Origin of the sequence: Paraliomyxa miuraensis (assembly GCF_026337845.1) — a bacterium.
Lineage (GTDB): Bacteria > Myxococcota_A > Polyangia > Nannocystales > Nannocystaceae > Paraliomyxa > Paraliomyxa miuraensis.
On sequence record NZ_JAOVZF010000154.1, the window covers coordinates 109,771 to 126,158 of the forward strand.

Here is a 16,388-nt window from a genome sequence, read left to right on the forward strand (position 1 = left end):
AAGTGGGTGGAGGAGTCGATTCCACGGCGAGCGCCGCGGACGACCGCCCGACTGCGATCGTGCGACGACCGGCCCGTTGGTTGTTAGAGTGCCCATCGTCGCGATGTCTCCCCCCGGCCCAGGATCTCCCAGCGTGCCCGCAGCCCTGGCGGCGCTCGGCGGCACCGTGCTCGAGAACCGCTACGAGCTCGGGCGAGTGCTGGGATCGGGAGGCATGGGGGCCGTGTTCGCGGCCCGTCACCTGCGACTCGATCGGCCGGTGGCGATCAAGGTGCTGCGGCCCTCGTTTGCCGCCGAGGGCGAGTACATCGAGCGCTTCCTCCGCGAGGCCAAGGCCGCCTCGAAGATCCGACACCGCAACGTGGTGGAGATCCTCGACTACGGCGAGACGACGGGGGGCCTGGCCTACTCGGTGATGGAGTTCCTGGTGGGCCGGGACCTCGAGGAGCTGCTGCGATCGCAGCCGGGGGGGCGGCTGCCCTGGGCGCAAGCCCACGGCCTGCTGCTGCAGATCGCCAGCGGGCTGCGGGCTGCCCATGCACAAGGGGTGATCCACCGGGACATCAAGCCGGCCAACTGCTTCCTCACCGAAGAGGATGGTGAGCCGCTGGTGAAGCTGGTGGACTTCGGAATCGCCAAGCTCGAGGGCCACGACCGCGGCCAGACGCTCACCGGCACGGCCCAGGTGCTGGGCACGCCGAGCTACATCGCGCCCGAGATGGTGCGCACCAAGGAGCCCGCCAGCGTCCGATCGGACGTCTACTCGCTGGGGGTGGTGGCCTACCGGATGCTGGTGGGACGGGCGCCGTTCTCGGCCCCGACCGTGTTCGAACTGCTGCGCATGGCGTGCTTCGAGCCGGTGCCGAGCCCGAGGCAGCAGGTGCCGGAGCTGCCGGCCGCGGTGGAAGCCTTCGTGCTCGAGATGCTGGCCAAGGAGCCCGAAGGGCGCCCGGCCGACATGCAGGTGGTACGGGAGCGGCTGCACGCGATCGGCCGGGAGACGCTGGCAGACCAGGCGGTTGCGCTCCCGACCATGACCGTGCCGCCGCGAAGGGCGATCGTCCCCGAGCCGATCCCATCGGAGCCCACCACGATCCCACGAGAGGTGCCGCGGGGATCTTCGGTGGGCTCGACGACCAAGGTGGCGCTCCAGCCCATGAACATCGGCGCCCAGGATCATGCGGTGGATGGGGCAACCCCGCCCATGCGCGGAGGAACGCCCCAAGGGCTGGTGTACGACTCCTCGGCGCCCTCACCGTCGCGATCGGGCGAGACGGTGCCCGCGGTCGGCGAGGCGACCCTGCGAGGGATCGAGACCTCGGGGTCGCTCCCTCGACCACGCCGGACCGTGGCCTGGCTGGTGCTGGGCTCGGCCGCGACGGTGGCAATGGCCGCCGCGCTGGCGGTGGTGGCCGCCACCCACGACGAGCCGGCCTCGGACGGCATGGCCACCATCGAGGCGCCGTCACCCGAGCCCGCGGATGGACCACAGGTACAGCAGGCCGCGGATGGACCGCCGATCGCGGATGCCCCCGAGGTCGTGACCGCACCCGATGGGGCGGACAGCGGCGACGCCACGGAGCGACCCACCGAGGCATCCAGCGGGGCCGTACCGAGCGAAGCGCCGCCGGGCACGACGGCCGGTGACGAGCCGAGCACCGACGAGGCCACGCCCACCGCAGGCGCTCCGGACACGCCGTCCGACGAGCCGCAGCCTCAGCCCAAGCGCACCAAGGCCAAGCCCTCTGGTCCTCCCTCGGACTCGGTGCTGGTCAAGCGACTCGAGAAGAAGATCGCCAAGGAGTGTGCCGTACAGCTCGGCGGCGGCTCGGTCACGGTGAAATTCCTGGTGACCGCGAGCGGTGGGATCATGGGACTGACCGCCACCGGACCGGCGGCCTCGTGCGCCAAGGCGCAGGTCCAGAGCACGGAGTTTCGCACGCGGAGCAAGAGCAAGGCGCTCATGGTCACCGCGAGGTAGGCACCCAGGCAGTCATGGCTCGGTCGTCGATTCATCGTGCGTGCGTCGTGATGGCGCTGGCGCTCGTGGCGGGGCCCGGAGGGGCGCTGCCGTCGTCGTGGGTCTGGGCGGCGGCGCGCCCCTCCAAGAAGAGCACCGCCGAGTTCGACCGCCTGATGGCCCAGGCCGAGGCGCAGCGCAACGAGGGCGATCACGCGGCGGCGGCTCGCTCGTATGCGGCGGCCCATCGCTCGCTGCCCGAAGGGGAACGCTCGGGGTTGATGGGAGAGCTCGCCGTGGACAACGCACTGGCGAGCTATCGCGCGGCATACGAGCGAGACCCCGACGAGATGGCGCTGCTCGGCGAGCCGATCGTGCTGCTGCGCGAGTTCCTGGACCTGCGCACGCGGGACCACCAGGCCGGAACGGCCGAGGAGGTGCCCTTTCGGCTGCAGATGGAGCAGGAACGCCTGCGCAGCGAGCTACGAAGCATCCGCAAGCAGCGCAAGGAGACCGAGATCATCGAAGCCGCAGAAGCGGCGGCCGCCCTGTCGAGCCCACCCGCGGAGCAGGAGGACGAGCCGAGGACCAAGAAGACGAGGACCAAGACCCCGAGGACCAAGACCCCGAAAACCAAGAACAAGCAGCCTCGAGGGAGCGAAGTCTACGACGTATGGATCCTCGTCGGCGGATCCGTGGCCCTCGCGAGCGGCGTCACGCTCCTCGGCGGAGGCCTGTGGAACATGGCCCAGGTCGGCAAGCGAGCGCGAGCTCGGCGGGATGCGCTCGACCAAGGCACCTACTCGGCGGATCGAAGGAGCGAGTACCTCGACGATCTCGACGAGTGGGAGGGGCGCTGGCGCAGGGTCGGGTCCACGATGGCAGTGACGGGCTCGCTGCTCCTGGCGGCGGGCGGCGGGCTGACGACATGGGGTGTGCTGCGGATGCAACGCCACGAGCAAGGGCGGAGACGAGCGAGCCTGAGCGTCCCGGTGCTCTCCCGCGAGCGGATCGGCCTCTCGCTGACGGTGAGCTTTTGACCGGGCAAGAACGAGGAGCTGGCGATGAATCGGCGATGGTCTTGGCTGGGTGCGGCATGGGGGATGGCCTGCGTGGGGGAGGCGCCGCCGCTGCCGATCATGACGGGGCTCGTGGACGACGGCTCGCCGACGACGCCGGGTACGACTGCGACGGCGCCCACGACCACGACCGCGACCGCGACCGCATCCACGGAGCCGAGCGAGGACGACACGACCAGCGCCTCCATGGCGGAGTGCGGCAACGGTGACGTGGAGCTGGGGGAGGACTGCGACGGCATCGACTGGCAAGGCGCGACGTGCGAGAGCCTGGGGTTCGATGGCGGCGCGCTCGAGTGTGGGATGGATTGCTCGTTCATCACGAGCGGGTGCACCTACGCATGCGGCAACGGCATCATCGATCCGACCGAGAACTGCGAGGGGCTCGATCTCGCGGAGGCCACGTGCGAGAGCCTGGGGCTCACCGGGGGGAGGCTGGCCTGCAGCGAGACCTGCCACTGGAACCTCGACGGGTGCGCGGTTCCAGCCGGCATGGTCCTGGTGCCCGGCGGGACGTTCACGATGGGCTCGGACGGCTACGCCGACGAGCGGCCGATCCGACAGGTCCACGAGGACGCCTTCTTGGTCGATGCCACGGAGGTGACCGTTGCCGCCTATGGCGAGTGCGTCACCGCCGGAATCTGCACGGCCCCGCTGACCGACTCATCGTGCAACTGGATGGTGGCGGGCCGCGAGGACCACCCGGTCAATTGCGTGTCGTGGCTCCAGGCCGACCAGTTCTGCAGCTGGGCCGAGGGCGGCTCGAAGCGTCTTCCCACCGAGGCAGAGTGGGAGAAGGCCGCACGGGGAGTGACCGCCTTGGAGTATCCGTGGGGGAACGGCCCCCAGCCGACCTGCACCCTGGCGGTGATGGATGAAGACGGCCCCGGCTGCACGATGGCCACGACATGGCCGGTGGGAAGCAAGCCGCTGGGGGCCTCCCCCTACGGCGCGCTCGACATGGCCGGGAACGTGCGGGAGTGGGTGTCGGACTGGTACGCGTCCTCCTATGAGGAGGGCGCCGTGAACAACCCGACGGGACCCGGGAGCGGCACGCAACGCGTGATGCGTGGGGGCTCGTTGCACGACAACAGCCCCTTCGCGTTTCGCACCGCCGATCGCAGCAAGTCCGCCCCCGACACGGCCAACTTCACGATCGGCTTTCGCTGCGTGTGGGACCTGCCCGCAATGTAGCGACCACCCGGGCTCGCCGGTGCCAACGTCGTACCCAACGTGCTATAGCGGCGCAGCCGTGTCGATCGAGCGCTTCCAAGATCACACCCCCCGGATCCACGCCCAGGCGTTCGTCCATGCCTCGGCGGTGGTCATCGGCCAGGTCCGCATCGGGGCCCAGTCGAGCGTGTGGCCCAACGTCACCCTGCGCGGAGACGACGGCCCCATCGTCGTCGGGGCGCGGACCTCGATCCAGGACGGGACCGTGGTCCACATGACCGAGGGGCGCAGCGTCACCACCGTGGGCAACCAGGTGACGGTGGGCCACAAGGTCATCCTGCACGGCTGCACGATCGAGGACGACTGCATCGTGGGCATGGGCTCGATCATCCTCGACGACGCGGTGGTCGAGCGCGGCAGCATCGTGGGCGCGGGCGCCGTGGTGCCCCCGGGCAAGCGGGTCTTGGCGGGCTCGGTGGTGGTGGGCAACCCGTTTCGGGTGCTGCGGGCGTGCACCGAGCAGGACCTCGAGTTCATCGCGTACTCGTGGCGCGAGTACGTCGAGCGCACGCGGCAGTACCTCGAGGCAGCGAGCACGCCGTGAGCACCCGAGCCCGGTGGCGGTTCTGGGTGGACCGCGGCGGAACCTTCACCGACTGCATCGGCCAGGATCCGAGCACCGGCGCGCTGCGAGTCACCAAGGTGCTGTCCTCCGATGAAGCGCCGCTGCTGGGGATCCGAGCGCTGCTGGGCCTGCGCCCCCACGACCCGATCCCACCCTGCGAGCTGCGCATGGGCACGACCCTGGGCACCAACGCACTGCTCGAGCGCCAGGGTCGGCCGTGTGCGCTGGCGATCACGGCCGGCTTTGGCGATCTGCTCGAGATCGGCGATCAGAGCCGCCCCGAGATCTTCGCCGTGCCCATCCACCGCCCGCCTCCGCTGCACGCCGGGGTGCTCGAGCTCGACGCACGCCTCGATCCCGACGGTCGGGTGCTGGCTCGGCCCGAGCTCGACGCGGTCCGCCGCGAGCTTCGTCGGCTGCGCGCCGACGGCCTTCGCAGCCTCGCGATCGTGGTGATGCACGCCTACCGCGACGGCACCCTCGAGCAAGAGCTCGCCCGCATCGCCCGCGCCGAGGGCTTCGAGCACGTGTCGTGCTCGCACGAGGTCGCCCCCGAGATCGGGCTGCTCGCCCGCGGCGACACCACGGTGGTCGACGCCTACCTCACACCGCTCTTGCAGGACTACCTCGACGGTCTGCGGCAGGCCCTGCCGGGCTCCGACGTCCGGGTCATGGGCAGCAGCGGCGGCCTCCATCCCGCCGATCGCTTTCGCGGGCGCGATGCAGTGCTCTCGGGCCCGGCGGGCGGAGTGGTGGCCTGCGCGGCCCTGGCCCGCACCCACGGCCTGCCCGCGATCCTGGGCCTCGACGTGGGCGGCACCTCGACCGACGTGTGCCGCGTGGGCGAGGCGCTGCCAAGGGTCTACGAGACCCGCGTCGCGGGCGTTCGCCTGCGCACGCCCATGCTCGCGATCCACACCGTGGCCGCGGGCGGCGGGTCGATCTGCCGCTTCGAACACGGGCGCTTGCAGGTCGGCCCGCACAGCGCCGGCGCCGACCCGGGCCCGCTGTGCTACGGCCGCCCGCATGCGTCCGAGCCGACGCTCACCGACGTCGACCTCCTGCTCGGTCGCCTGTGCGACGATCGATTCCCGTTCCCGCTGGACCCCGAGCCCGCCCGCCGCGCCCTGACGGCGCTGCGCGAGCGGCTGCCATCGCCGTGGCGCGAGCGACCGCTCGCCGCGGTGGCGCAGGGGTTCTTCGAGGTCGCGGTGGAGCACACGGTGGAGGCCCTGCGACGGGTCACCACCGCCCGCGGCCACGATGCCCGCGATCATGCGCTGGTGGTGTTCGGCGGCGCGGGCGGTCAGCTCGCCTGTGCGCTGGCGCGCCGCCTGGGCGTTGCGCAGCTGCTGTTCCCTCCCCTGCCCGGCGCGCTCTCGGCCCTGGGCATGGGGCTGGCGCCGCTGCTGTGGCACGGGGAGGTCGACCTCGGACGCGTGCCGCTGACGACCGACGTCGTCGACCACGCGTACGGTCAGTCCGTGAGGCTGTTGCATCGAGGCCGCCGCGCGCTCGGTGACGACGGGATCCCGGGCACGCACCAGCAGGGCTCGCTCCGCGTCGAGCTGCGCTATGCCGGCACCGAGACCGCACTGGCCATCGAGCTGCCACCGCGGCTCGAGACCGATCCCGATCCCGTGACCACGCTGCGCGCCGCGTTCGAGGCCGAGCACCGCCGCGAGCTCGGCTACGTGCGCGATGGTCACCCGCTCGAGGCGGTGACCCTGCGCGTGGAACTCCACGGCACCGTCGATGCACCCGCGCTGCCCACCGCTCCCGCCGAGCCGTCCCTGCCCCCGCCGCTGCGCCGCACGGCGCTGTGGATCGACGGCCGCTTCGTCGACGCCCCCGTGTACGCCCGCGACGCGCTGCCCCGCGGACCCACCCTCACCGGCCCCGCGCTGGTGCTCGACGACACCGGGACCCTCGTGCTCGAGCCCGGCTGGACGCTCGACGTGGCCCACGACGGGAGCCTGCGTCTGAAGGACGTGGCCGGCGCTCCCCGGCCCGCGCTCGGCACCGCGTGCGACCCGGTGCAGCTCGAGATCTTCGCCCATCGCTTCATGTCGATCGCCGAGCAGATGGGCACGGTGCTGCGCCGCACCGCGCTGTCCACCAACATTCGCGAGCGCCTCGACTTCTCCTGCGCGGTGTTCGATCGCGAGGGCAGCCTGGTGGCCAATGCGCCGCACCTGCCCGTGCACCTGGGCGCCATGGGAGAGTCGGTCGCCGCCATCGCGGCCCAGCACCCCGAGCCCTCCCCGGGCGACGTGTTCGCGACCAACGATCCCACCGCCGGAGGCTCGCACCTGCCCGACATCACGGTGGTGACCCCGGTGCACGTCGAGGGCGCCCTGGCGTTCTGGGTGGCCAGCCGAGGCCATCACGCCGACGTGGGCGGCATCACCCCTGGCTCGATGCCCCCGAACTCGCGCCGGCTCGACGAGGAGGGCGTGGTGTTTCGCGGCCAGCGAATCGTCGACGGCGGCACGCTCGATACCCCCGGCATCCTCGCCACCCTCGGCACCGGCCCCCACCCCGCGCGCCGCCCGGCCGAGAACCTCGCCGATCTACAGGCCCAGATCGCCGCCAACCATGCCGGCGTGCGCCTGCTCGAGGCCCTGGTGCACGAGCACGGCCGGCCCGTGGTCGCGGCCTACATGCAGCACGTGCAGGACAACGCCGCCCGCGCGGTGGCGGAGGCGATCGCCCGGCTTCCCGACGGCGAGTCGCGCTTCGTCGATCACACCGACGATGGCACCCCGATCGCGGTGACCGTGCGCATCGCGGGCGATCGCGCGGCGATCGACTTCACCGGCACCGGCCCGGCGGTCGATGGCAACCTCAACGCCCCGCGCGCCATCACCGTGGCCGCCGTGCTCTACGTGCTGCGCTGCCTGGTGGGCGAGCCGATTCCGCTCAACCGGGGCTGCCTCGAGCCGGTCACCCTCACCATCCCGCCGGGATCGCTGCTCGACCCCGCCCCGCACCACGCGGTGGCCGGGGGCAACGTCGAGACCGCCCAGCGCCTGTGCGACGTGCTGTTGGCCGCCATGGGCATCCAGGCCGCGAGCCAGGGCACCATGAACAACCTGACGTTCGGCGACGCGACGTTCGGCTACTACGAGACCATCGGTGGAGGCGAAGGGGCCAGCCCCGAGCACGACGGGGTCAGCGGCGTGCACACGCACATGACCAACACGCGCATCACCGATCCCGAGGTGCTCGAGGCGCGCTTCCCCGTGCGGCTGCTCGAGTTCTCGCTGCGGCGCGGCAGCGGCGGCGCGGGGCATCGACGCGGCGGGGACGGGCTCGTGCGCCGGCTGCGGCTGCTGGCGCCGCTGCGGGTCTCGATCCTCTCCGATCGCCGCCGAGCGCCTCCGTTCGGGCTCGCGGGCGGGAGCCCGGGGTCGGCCGGGCGCAACGTCGTGCACACGGGCGATCGCGACGCCCTCGAGCTGCCCGGTCGTGCCACCGTGGACGTGATCGCCGGTGACATCGTGTCCATCGAAACCCCGGGCGGCGGTGGGCACGGAGCCGCCGAACACGCCCCGCAGCGGCCTGCGACCGGTCAGAACGCGCCTGCCGACCCGTCCCCTGGCACCTGAGCTCGGTTGCCGCCCGTGCTGGCCCGCGGTGGTGCCATGCGCTAGCTTCGGGCCTCCGATGCTCGAGGCGCTCATTCCGTACTTCGACAACAAGGCGCTCGAATACACGCTCGTGGAGGACCTGCCGCTCATCGGTCCCCTCAAGCTGCAGCTGTTCGGGCCGCTGGTGGCCATCGGCGTCATCGTGGGTTGGTACCGGTGCCTGCGGTACGCCAAGACCAAGGATCTCGACGAGTACCTGTTCCGCGACTACCTGTTCTGGCTGCTGGTCGCCGCCTTCACCATCTCGCACTGGGTGTCGGTGATCTTCTACTTCCCGCACCAGATCGAGGAGGACCCGCTGGTCCTCATCCAGATCTGGAACGGGCTGTCGAGCGTGGGCGGGTTCTTCGGCGCGTTCGTGGGGATGATGCTGTACCTGCGCTGGTACTGCGGCCGCATCCCCCACGTGGGCAAGCAGCCGGTGATGGTCTACGCCGACGCCACCATCTTCGGGCTGCTCGCCGGCTGGTGCTTCGGCCGCATGGGCTGCAGCGTCGTGCACGATCACCCCGGCAAGATCGTCCCCGAGGGCACCTTCCTCGCGGTGGGCCCCTGGCCCGACGGCACCTGGCGCTACGACCTGGGCCTGGTGGAGCTGATGTTCGCCCTCTCGCTGATGGCGTTCGTGTACTTCATCACCAAGTGGGACAAGTGGCCGCCCGGGCGCCTGGTGGGCCTGGTCGCCACCGCCTACGCACCGTTCCGCTTCTATCTAGACTCGCTGCGCGCCGACGAAGCCGCGCGCCAGGTGATCAGCACCCCCGATGCCCGCTACGCGGGGCTCACTCCCGCCCAGTGGTTCACCATCGCGTTCCTGCTGGCGGGCCTGTGGCTGCTGTTCGTGCGCAAACCCAAGGAGAGCGACTTCGCCTACGCCAAGGACAGCGAGCGCCGCAAGCGCGAGGAGGCCGAGGCCAAGAAGCTCGCCGACGAGGTCGAGGCCGAAGCCAAGGCCAACGACGACGCAGACGAGGACGATGAGGACGAGGACGACGAGGCCAAGGCCGACGAGGCCAAGGCCAAGGCCAACGACGCAGACGAGGACGACGAGGCCGAGGCCGATGTCGAGGCCAAGCGCGATGACGACGCCAAGGCCGCCTCGGACGAGGCCTGACCATCTGCGCCGTTTGCGAAGAGCCCCGGAGGCCGCGTCCACGGCCCCGGGGCTCTCGTCGTTCGGCGTGCAACCAGCAGCCCGAGCCTCCGTCATCACCCGCGAGGCGAGGCCCTTGGCCCGTCATCATCACCACCACCGCTTGGCTTGATCTCGTCCCTGCGTCCGCGCCGTCCCCGGCCCCCGCGTCCGGTTGGGGCCAGCGAACCGCACTGCAAGCCCCCCGCGAGGGGGGCTTGCAGTGGCTCTTGCGACTCGTGAGACCTCGCCGCGGCTCGACGTCGTGGACGACCCCGCAGCGTGGCGAGGGCCCCCATCCCCCTGCTACCTTGGGTCCACCATGACGAGGTCACGTCGAACGACAGCGCCAGTGGGGGCAATGGCCAGCGCGATCGGCGTGATGCTGCTTGCGGGCCCGGCCGCCGCGGGCAACGGCACCAAGCCCCGCATCACCGTCGACTGGAGCGGCGCCCCGTGCATGACGATCGTCGATCGCTCCGCCGATCCGGTCGTGCACATGGACTACGCGATCTCGCAGGAAGACACCGACCTCACCGAGGACGAGGTCTCCGACAGCCGCACCCACCAGTTCTTCGCGCTGTGCCGCGCTCACGATCCCCAGAGCTTCCTGCCGCGCTGGATCACCCAGGACGATCTCGACCGCGCGGCCGCGATCGGCTCGGCGCCCACCATGGTCGACGCCGAGGACATGTTCGAGACCAGCACCACGTGGGCCGATTGCTGGTTTCGCATCACCCCCGACGACCAGCGCCTCCCCATCACCTTCGCCCAGGCGGCCATGGGGGTCGACTGGGACACCAGCGCGGTCCCGGCCGGCACCTACATCATCGACGGCTACACGTTCGAGCCCGCCATCAACGTGTGGAGCGAGCGCCCCGGCGTGGTCAAGGTGGTCGACGACCCCGCCCTGCCCGCCAGCGGGCCCGCGCTCGCGATCAACAACACCGAAGAGGTGCTGAACAAGAACGAGCCGGTCACGATCGAGGGCTGCGTGAGCGCGATGGACGGCTCCACCATCACCGCCTACTGGGGCCTGGCGGAGCTCGACGTGCAGTGGCAGCCGTTCCTCGAGGACGATCCGGTGGCGGGCAGCAGCTTTGCGCTGGAGTTCCTGCCGCCCGAGGCGCTCGCGGGCGAGACGGCGATGATCCGCGTCGACGTCACCGACCCCATGGGCCGCAGCTACACCAACTACATGCGCGAGCTGGTGATCGTGCTGGGCACCGAAGGCCCTGGCTCGTGCAACGACGGCGGAGGCTTCATCGGAGGCGCGGGCTGTGGCGGCTCGGGCGACAGCGGCGACACGGGCGATGGCTCGGCCGGCACCGGCAATGCCGACGACACCGCGGGCACGGCCGGGGATGCCACCGGCAACACCACACCCGGCCAGGACGGCGGTGACGGTGGCGGCGGCCAGGGCTGTGGCTGCGCGACCGCACCACGCTCGGGCCCGCAAGCGCTGGCGCTGGGGCTACTGCTGGGGCTCTTCGGGCTCCGCCGCCGCAAGGCGCTCGGCTGAGCGATCGTTGGCCTTGCGCCGCGCACGTGCCTCGCCCGACAGCAGGCGACGATAGGCGATCACCGCTTGGTCGCCGGGCACGAGCAGCTCGCGTACACCCGGCGTGGGACGAGGAGGATCCGAGCCCTCGACCACCCGCTGGTCCTCGCGCAGGATGAGGGCGTTGCTCGCGGTCATGATCCGGTTGTAGATCCACGACAGCCCTGGCCACCGGACCACGCGCTGATGGAACCGTGCGTAGATCTCGGTGTGGGTCTCGTCGATGGGCACGAACGCCGCCACGATGCCCATCGTACGCCGCAAGGTGATGATCCAGGCATTGGGAGCGCGGAGCTCCACGTAGGCGCCAGGATCGGTGGCACGCCGTGGGCGAGGGTCGTCGATGTACACACGAATGCGGTCGCCATCGATCTCGGTGCGGGGTTCGATGTCGGGCCGCAGGCCCCGCCCGAACGAGCGGCGGTGCACGAACGGCGGATGCATGACATCGAGCTGGTTCTCGATCACGCGCACGTAGTTGGTGCCCCAGATCGTCCGCGTGGTCCGCATCGAGTCCGTGGGGCGAACGGCGTCGAAGTACTCGATCTCGGGGTAGCGCTCGCGCGCCCGACCGCGCCACTGCCAGATCCACCCGTGGGCCTGCCGCAGCACGAGCGACGGAGTGCGAATGCGTCGGGCCACGCGCTGGTCGGAGCCCATCGCCGGGATGTGGGTGCACTGGCCCTGGCCGTCGAAGCAAAAGCCGTGGAACGGGCACTCGATGCAGCCCTCGCGGATCCGGCCGCCGGAGAGCGACACTCCGCGGTGGGGGCAGCGATCGGGGAGCCCGACCACCGCGCCCCGGACGTCGCGCCACAGCACCAGCCGCTGCCCGAAGCGATGGAGCAGCAGAGGGCGGCCCGCACGTACCTGGGCGGCGTCGGCGATGACGTACCAGCGATCCTCGAGATCCTCGAACATTGGCTCACCTCGTGACTCGACCGTCCATGAGCGACCACCTCGAGTGTGCAAGGCTCGGAGGTCCGCGCCATTTCCGGGCGAGCTCGGCGAGCACGACCCTCGCAGCCCTGGCCCCTGGTGTTGGACTGGCGGCTCCGCGATGACACCACGGCTCGCCGAGCACGTGATCGACACCACCGCCGGCCCCAAGGCGGTGCTCGCGTCCATGCCGACCGCGCACATCCGCGCCGGCCGCGACGAGCTCGAGGAGCTGCGGCGATGCCGTGGGGCGAGGGGTGAAGCCGTGAGGCCGGTCCCGTCGCGGCTCAAGCCGTCGACAGCTCGGCGGCGAGCTCCATGATCCTTCGGTTCTCGGGCACCACCTCGACGAACGACTGCTGCCAGCGCTGCTCGGACAGCGTGCCGGCCAGCTGCTGCACCCGGGCCCGCGCAGCCTCGGCCACGGCCCTCGCGGCGGGCCGGTCGCCCGCCGCGAGCAGAGCCTCGATCCGCGCCAGCCGAATGAGGGATTCGAACTCCTCGAGCCCCCCGAATTCCTCGAGCACCGCGAGCGCCTCGGCCGAGGCCCGCAGGGCGCCCGGCCGCTCGCCGCTCGCCGCGTGCGCGCGGGCGAGCGCGGCCAGGGCTCCCGCCCGCGCGGGCGGAGTGGCCACGAGCTCCTCGGCGGCCTGCGCCGCCACCCGGGCGGCCTCGGGTGCGTTGCCCGAGGCCAGCGCCACCTTGGCGAGGTAGATCCGGGTCCAGCTCGCGAACCGCAGGTTGTCTCGCGCGGTGGCCTCGGTCACGACCTCGTGCAGCATGGCCTCGGCCCGCGCCAGCTCCCCTTCGGCCGCAAGCGCCAGCGCGAGGTTCTGGCGAGCACGCGCGTCGACCGTGTGCAGGCCCAGGCGCTGGGCCTCGGATCGTGCGCGCTGCAGCTCCGCCTTGGCGCGCTCGAGCGCCCCGACCTCGACGTGGGCAAACCCCAGGCTCACCCGACCGTTGCAGGCCTGCCGCGTGTCACCGGCCTCCTCGAACGCCGAGAGCGAGGCCGCATACCAGCGAAGATCGCCCGCCACGTCGCCCGCGTGGCGGGCCCTCGCCCCCCGCAGCCGCGTGACCTCGGCCATCGCGCTCGGCCCCAGGCGCTCGGGGTGCTCGACCGCGGCTGCGATCGCGGCCATCGAGCGCTCGGCGAGATCGTAGCGCCCGCCCTGGAACAGCTGCCGCGCCGTGGAGCACAGCGCGATCGCTCGCGACCCCTCGGCGCCATCCCGAGGCTTCGCGCTCATGAGAACCTCGTAGCGGCGCTCGGCCCCGATGAACTCCCCCTGCTGCCCCTCGATGGTCACGGCCACGTCGAGGCTGCGGTACCACGCCACCGTGCCGGGCGGCAGCACGCCCGTGGCCGTTCGCGCCGCCCGCAGCGCCTCGGGCAGCCGCCCCTGCCAGCGGAGCGCCTCGGCCTCGAGCATCAGCAGCAGGCCGCGCTGCTCGTCATCGGAGGCGTGCGGCAGCCCCTGCCGCGCCCGCTCGATCGTCGCAGCGAAGTCGTTGCCCTCGAGCGCCAGCTCGGCCGCACGCACCAGCCAGCGCGCCGCCCGGGTCGGCTCCTGCCCCTGCTGCCAGTGCCCCGCGAGCACGATCGGATCGGTCTCTCCCGCGTCCTCGAGCCACTGCGCCGCGAGCCGGTGGCCCAACGCCCGATCACCGGTGGAGAGCATGGCCGCAGCGGCCTCGCGCACCAGCGAGTGCTGGAACACGAACTCCTGGTGGTCGGGGAATCGCGAGCCGCGACGCCGCGCCACCAGCTCGCACCCCACCAGCCCCCGCAGACGCTCGGTGAGCTCGGCCCCCACGCCCTCCTTGCCGAGCAACGCCGCCACGCCTCCCGCCCAGAACGTGCTGCCGAACACGCTGGCTGCCCGCAGCACGCGGCGCTCGTCGACCGACAGCTCCTCGAGCCGGGCCTCGACCATCGCGAGCACCGAGTCGGGGAGCCCGTCGCTGCGCCCCTGCGCCACCGCGCGCGCGAGTTCCTCGAGGTAGAAGGCATTGCCCTCGGCCTGCGCGACGAGCCGATCGACGAGATCGGGCTCGAGCTCGCGATCGAGCGCGCGTCGCAGCAGCTCGCCCGCAGCCCGCCTGGACAGCGGGCGCAGCCGGATCTCCTGCAGGTCGCGGCTCGCCCACAGCTCGGGGAACGCGTCGTGGACCGAAGGCCGCGCCAGCGCCAGCACGAACAGCGGCTGGTCCACCAGGGTACGCAGCACCCCGTCCACGTAGCGCACGGTGGGCAGGTCGCCCTGCTCCGGCGACATGTAGCTCGGCGTCCCGATCGTCACCCCGATGTGGGTGGAGTCGAGGGCCGGCCGCAAGAACCGAGCCACCCCGAAGTCGAGCACCTTGATCCGGGAGAGCTCGCCCCCCACCAGGAACAGGTTGGCCGGCTTGATGTCGCGATGGATGATCCCGTGGCGGTGGGCCTGCGCCAGCGCCTCGGTCACCTGCCGCGCCAGCAACAGCACGTCGTCGACGCCGAGCTGCTCGCGGTGCAGTCGCGCGCTCAGATCCTCGCCCTCCAGCCACTCCATCGCCAGGAACGGCTGGCCGTCGGCGGTGACGCCGTGCCCCAAGGAGCGGACCACTCCCGGGTGGCTCAGCTCGGAGAGGATCCACGCCTCTCGCTCGAACCGGCGGGCGTGATCGAGCGTGAGCTGCCCCAGCACCTTCACCGCCGCCGGGCCACCGCCCTCGCGATCGAGACAGCGATAGACGGTCCCCATCGCCCCCGCCCCCGCGACGCGCTCGACGACGAATCGTCCCGCGATGACGTCACCGGGCTGCACGCGGCGCAGAATATCGCGCGTGAGCGCGGGCATGCTCACGCCCGCGCAGCCGGCCGGTCTGCGTCGTTCCCGCATGAGGCGCGTGGGGAATGGAGCTTCGCCCCGGTGGGGAATCGCGCCACACCCCGAGGGCCCCACGGTACGCCCCGAAAGCGGCGCGAACGAGCGAGAGCCGGCCGCAGGCAACCTGGCCCGCGACGTGCAATGCACCTGGTCACGTGTCCATGACCTCGACCACGCTGGTGCGAACAGTCCACCCGATGCAACACCGACTGCGGTCGGTCGTGAGCGAGCCAAGGGTGGTGCGTCGCGCCACCACCGGGTGGTCCCAGCCCTTCACCGACCGCTCCTCGCTCGGCTCGGGCTCGGTGCAGCGGATCGTCGTCGACACCGAGACCACCGAGCGCGAGCCGCTGTCGGGCACGCGCTACCGGCTGGGTCGTCCGCTGGACGGTGGAGCCGCGCGCGAGCGCTACGAGGCCGAGCACCTCGACCACGGCCAACGGGTGATCGCCACCCTGCTCCGTGCCCACGCCTGCCCGTACGAGTGGAGCGCCACCGCCCATCGCAACGAGGTCGTCGCCAGCGGACGCATCGACTCTCCCCACATCGTCGACGTGCTCGACTCCGCCGAGCTCCCCGACGGCCGCGTACTCGTGATCACGGAGCAGCTCCACGGCATCACGCTCGAGCAGGCGATGGGACGGGAGCCGATGGAGCTGGCGCGCGTCGTCGACCTCGGCTGGCAGCTCTGCGAGGGCCTGCAAAGCGCCCACGGGGCGGGCATCGTCCACCTCGACCTCGTGCCGAGCAATGTGATGCTGGTGCCACGGCCAGGCCGCCACGACCGCGCGGTCCTGCTCGGCTTCGGCACCGCCTCGATCATGCGCGACCTCGGTCACCATCCACGGGGCACGACGCGGTTCTCCGCCCCCGAGACCAGCTACGGCGTGGGTGATGCCCGCGCCGACCTCTACTCGCTGGGGTGCCTGCTCTACGAGCTGGCCTGTGGAGTCCCCGCGTTCGAGGACGACGACGAAGGCGATGCGCTGCCCGTTCCGCCCTCGCAGCGGGCCCCGCAGCGGGGCATCCCGAGGTGCTTCGATGCGATCGTGGCGCGATGCCTGCACTCCGCCCCCAGCGCTCGCTTCCAGTCCGCGGCGGAGCTGCAGACCGTGCTCGAGGTGCTGCGGGCCAGGCTCCGCGCCGACTCTCAGGCCCGCCCAAGCCCGACCAATCACGAGCAGGCCGACGACCCGGCCGATGACCGAGTCGACGACCCGGCCGACGACCCGGCCGACGACCACCCGGGCATGGACCGAGCCCGCAGGGTCGTCGACCGCGGACAGTGGGGTGCATTTCGACGGCTCGGCTCTTGGCTGGGTCGACGCCTCACGCCGATCCCCTCCCCGGTGCCCTCGACGACCGCGGGGTGACCACGGCTCGTCACCGAGCGCGC

Annotated in this window: 10 protein-coding genes; 8 read left to right on the top strand and 2 right to left on the bottom strand. The window is 71.7% G+C overall.

Annotated elements, in window-relative coordinates:
• Positions 1-133 precede the first annotated feature (133 nt).
• From OEB96_RS22675 to OEB96_RS22705, 7 genes are all read left to right on the top strand, one after another.
• On the top strand, positions 134-1,981 hold the full coding sequence (locus OEB96_RS22675) for a serine/threonine-protein kinase (protein ID WP_266218729.1): 1,848 nt from the start codon (positions 134-136) through the stop codon (positions 1,979-1,981).
• A gap of 14 nt (positions 1,982-1,995) precedes the next feature.
• A complete protein-coding gene (locus OEB96_RS22680) occupies positions 1,996-3,000 on the top strand; it encodes a hypothetical protein (protein ID WP_266218731.1) in 1,005 nt (334 codons plus the stop codon).
• Positions 3,001-3,024: 24 nt separating this feature from the next.
• Entirely contained in the window at positions 3,025-4,230 is a 1,206-nt protein-coding gene (locus OEB96_RS22685) for a formylglycine-generating enzyme family protein (protein ID WP_266218732.1), read from the top strand.
• Positions 4,231-4,288: 58 nt separating this feature from the next.
• On the top strand, positions 4,289-4,813 hold the full coding sequence (locus OEB96_RS22690; protein ID WP_266218734.1) for a gamma carbonic anhydrase family protein: 525 nt from the start codon (positions 4,289-4,291) through the stop codon (positions 4,811-4,813).
• On the top strand, positions 4,810-8,445 hold the full coding sequence (locus tag OEB96_RS22695) for a hydantoinase B/oxoprolinase family protein (protein ID WP_266218735.1): 3,636 nt from the start codon (positions 4,810-4,812) through the stop codon (positions 8,443-8,445). The genes OEB96_RS22690 and OEB96_RS22695 overlap by 4 nt, the downstream gene beginning before the upstream one ends.
• A gap of 58 nt (positions 8,446-8,503) precedes the next feature.
• Positions 8,504-9,601 (top strand): prolipoprotein diacylglyceryl transferase, encoded by a 1,098-nt coding sequence (locus OEB96_RS22700; RefSeq protein WP_266218737.1) that lies wholly within the window; start codon positions 8,504-8,506, stop codon positions 9,599-9,601.
• Positions 9,602-9,980: 379 nt separating this feature from the next.
• On the top strand, positions 9,981-11,141 hold the full coding sequence (locus tag OEB96_RS22705) for an MYXO-CTERM sorting domain-containing protein (RefSeq protein ID WP_266218738.1): 1,161 nt from the start codon (positions 9,981-9,983) through the stop codon (positions 11,139-11,141).
• Here OEB96_RS22705 and OEB96_RS22710 read toward each other — a convergent pair.
• A complete protein-coding gene (locus OEB96_RS22710; protein ID WP_266218740.1) occupies positions 11,094-12,101 on the bottom strand; it encodes an aromatic ring-hydroxylating oxygenase subunit alpha in 1,008 nt (335 codons plus the stop codon). The genes OEB96_RS22705 and OEB96_RS22710 overlap by 48 nt on opposite strands.
• Before the next feature lie 305 nt (positions 12,102-12,406).
• Positions 12,407-14,962, bottom strand: a complete 2,556-nt coding sequence (locus OEB96_RS22715; RefSeq protein ID WP_266218741.1) for a serine/threonine-protein kinase — start codon at positions 14,960-14,962, stop codon at positions 12,407-12,409.
• 227 nt (positions 14,963-15,189) lie between these two features.
• Here OEB96_RS22715 and OEB96_RS22720 point away from each other — a divergent pair, with 227 nt between their 5' ends.
• Positions 15,190-16,365 carry a serine/threonine-protein kinase gene (locus OEB96_RS22720; RefSeq protein ID WP_266218743.1) on the top strand — a complete coding sequence of 392 codons (1,176 nt, stop codon included), beginning with the start codon at positions 15,190-15,192 and terminating at the stop codon, positions 16,363-16,365.
• Positions 16,366-16,388 lie beyond the last annotated feature (23 nt).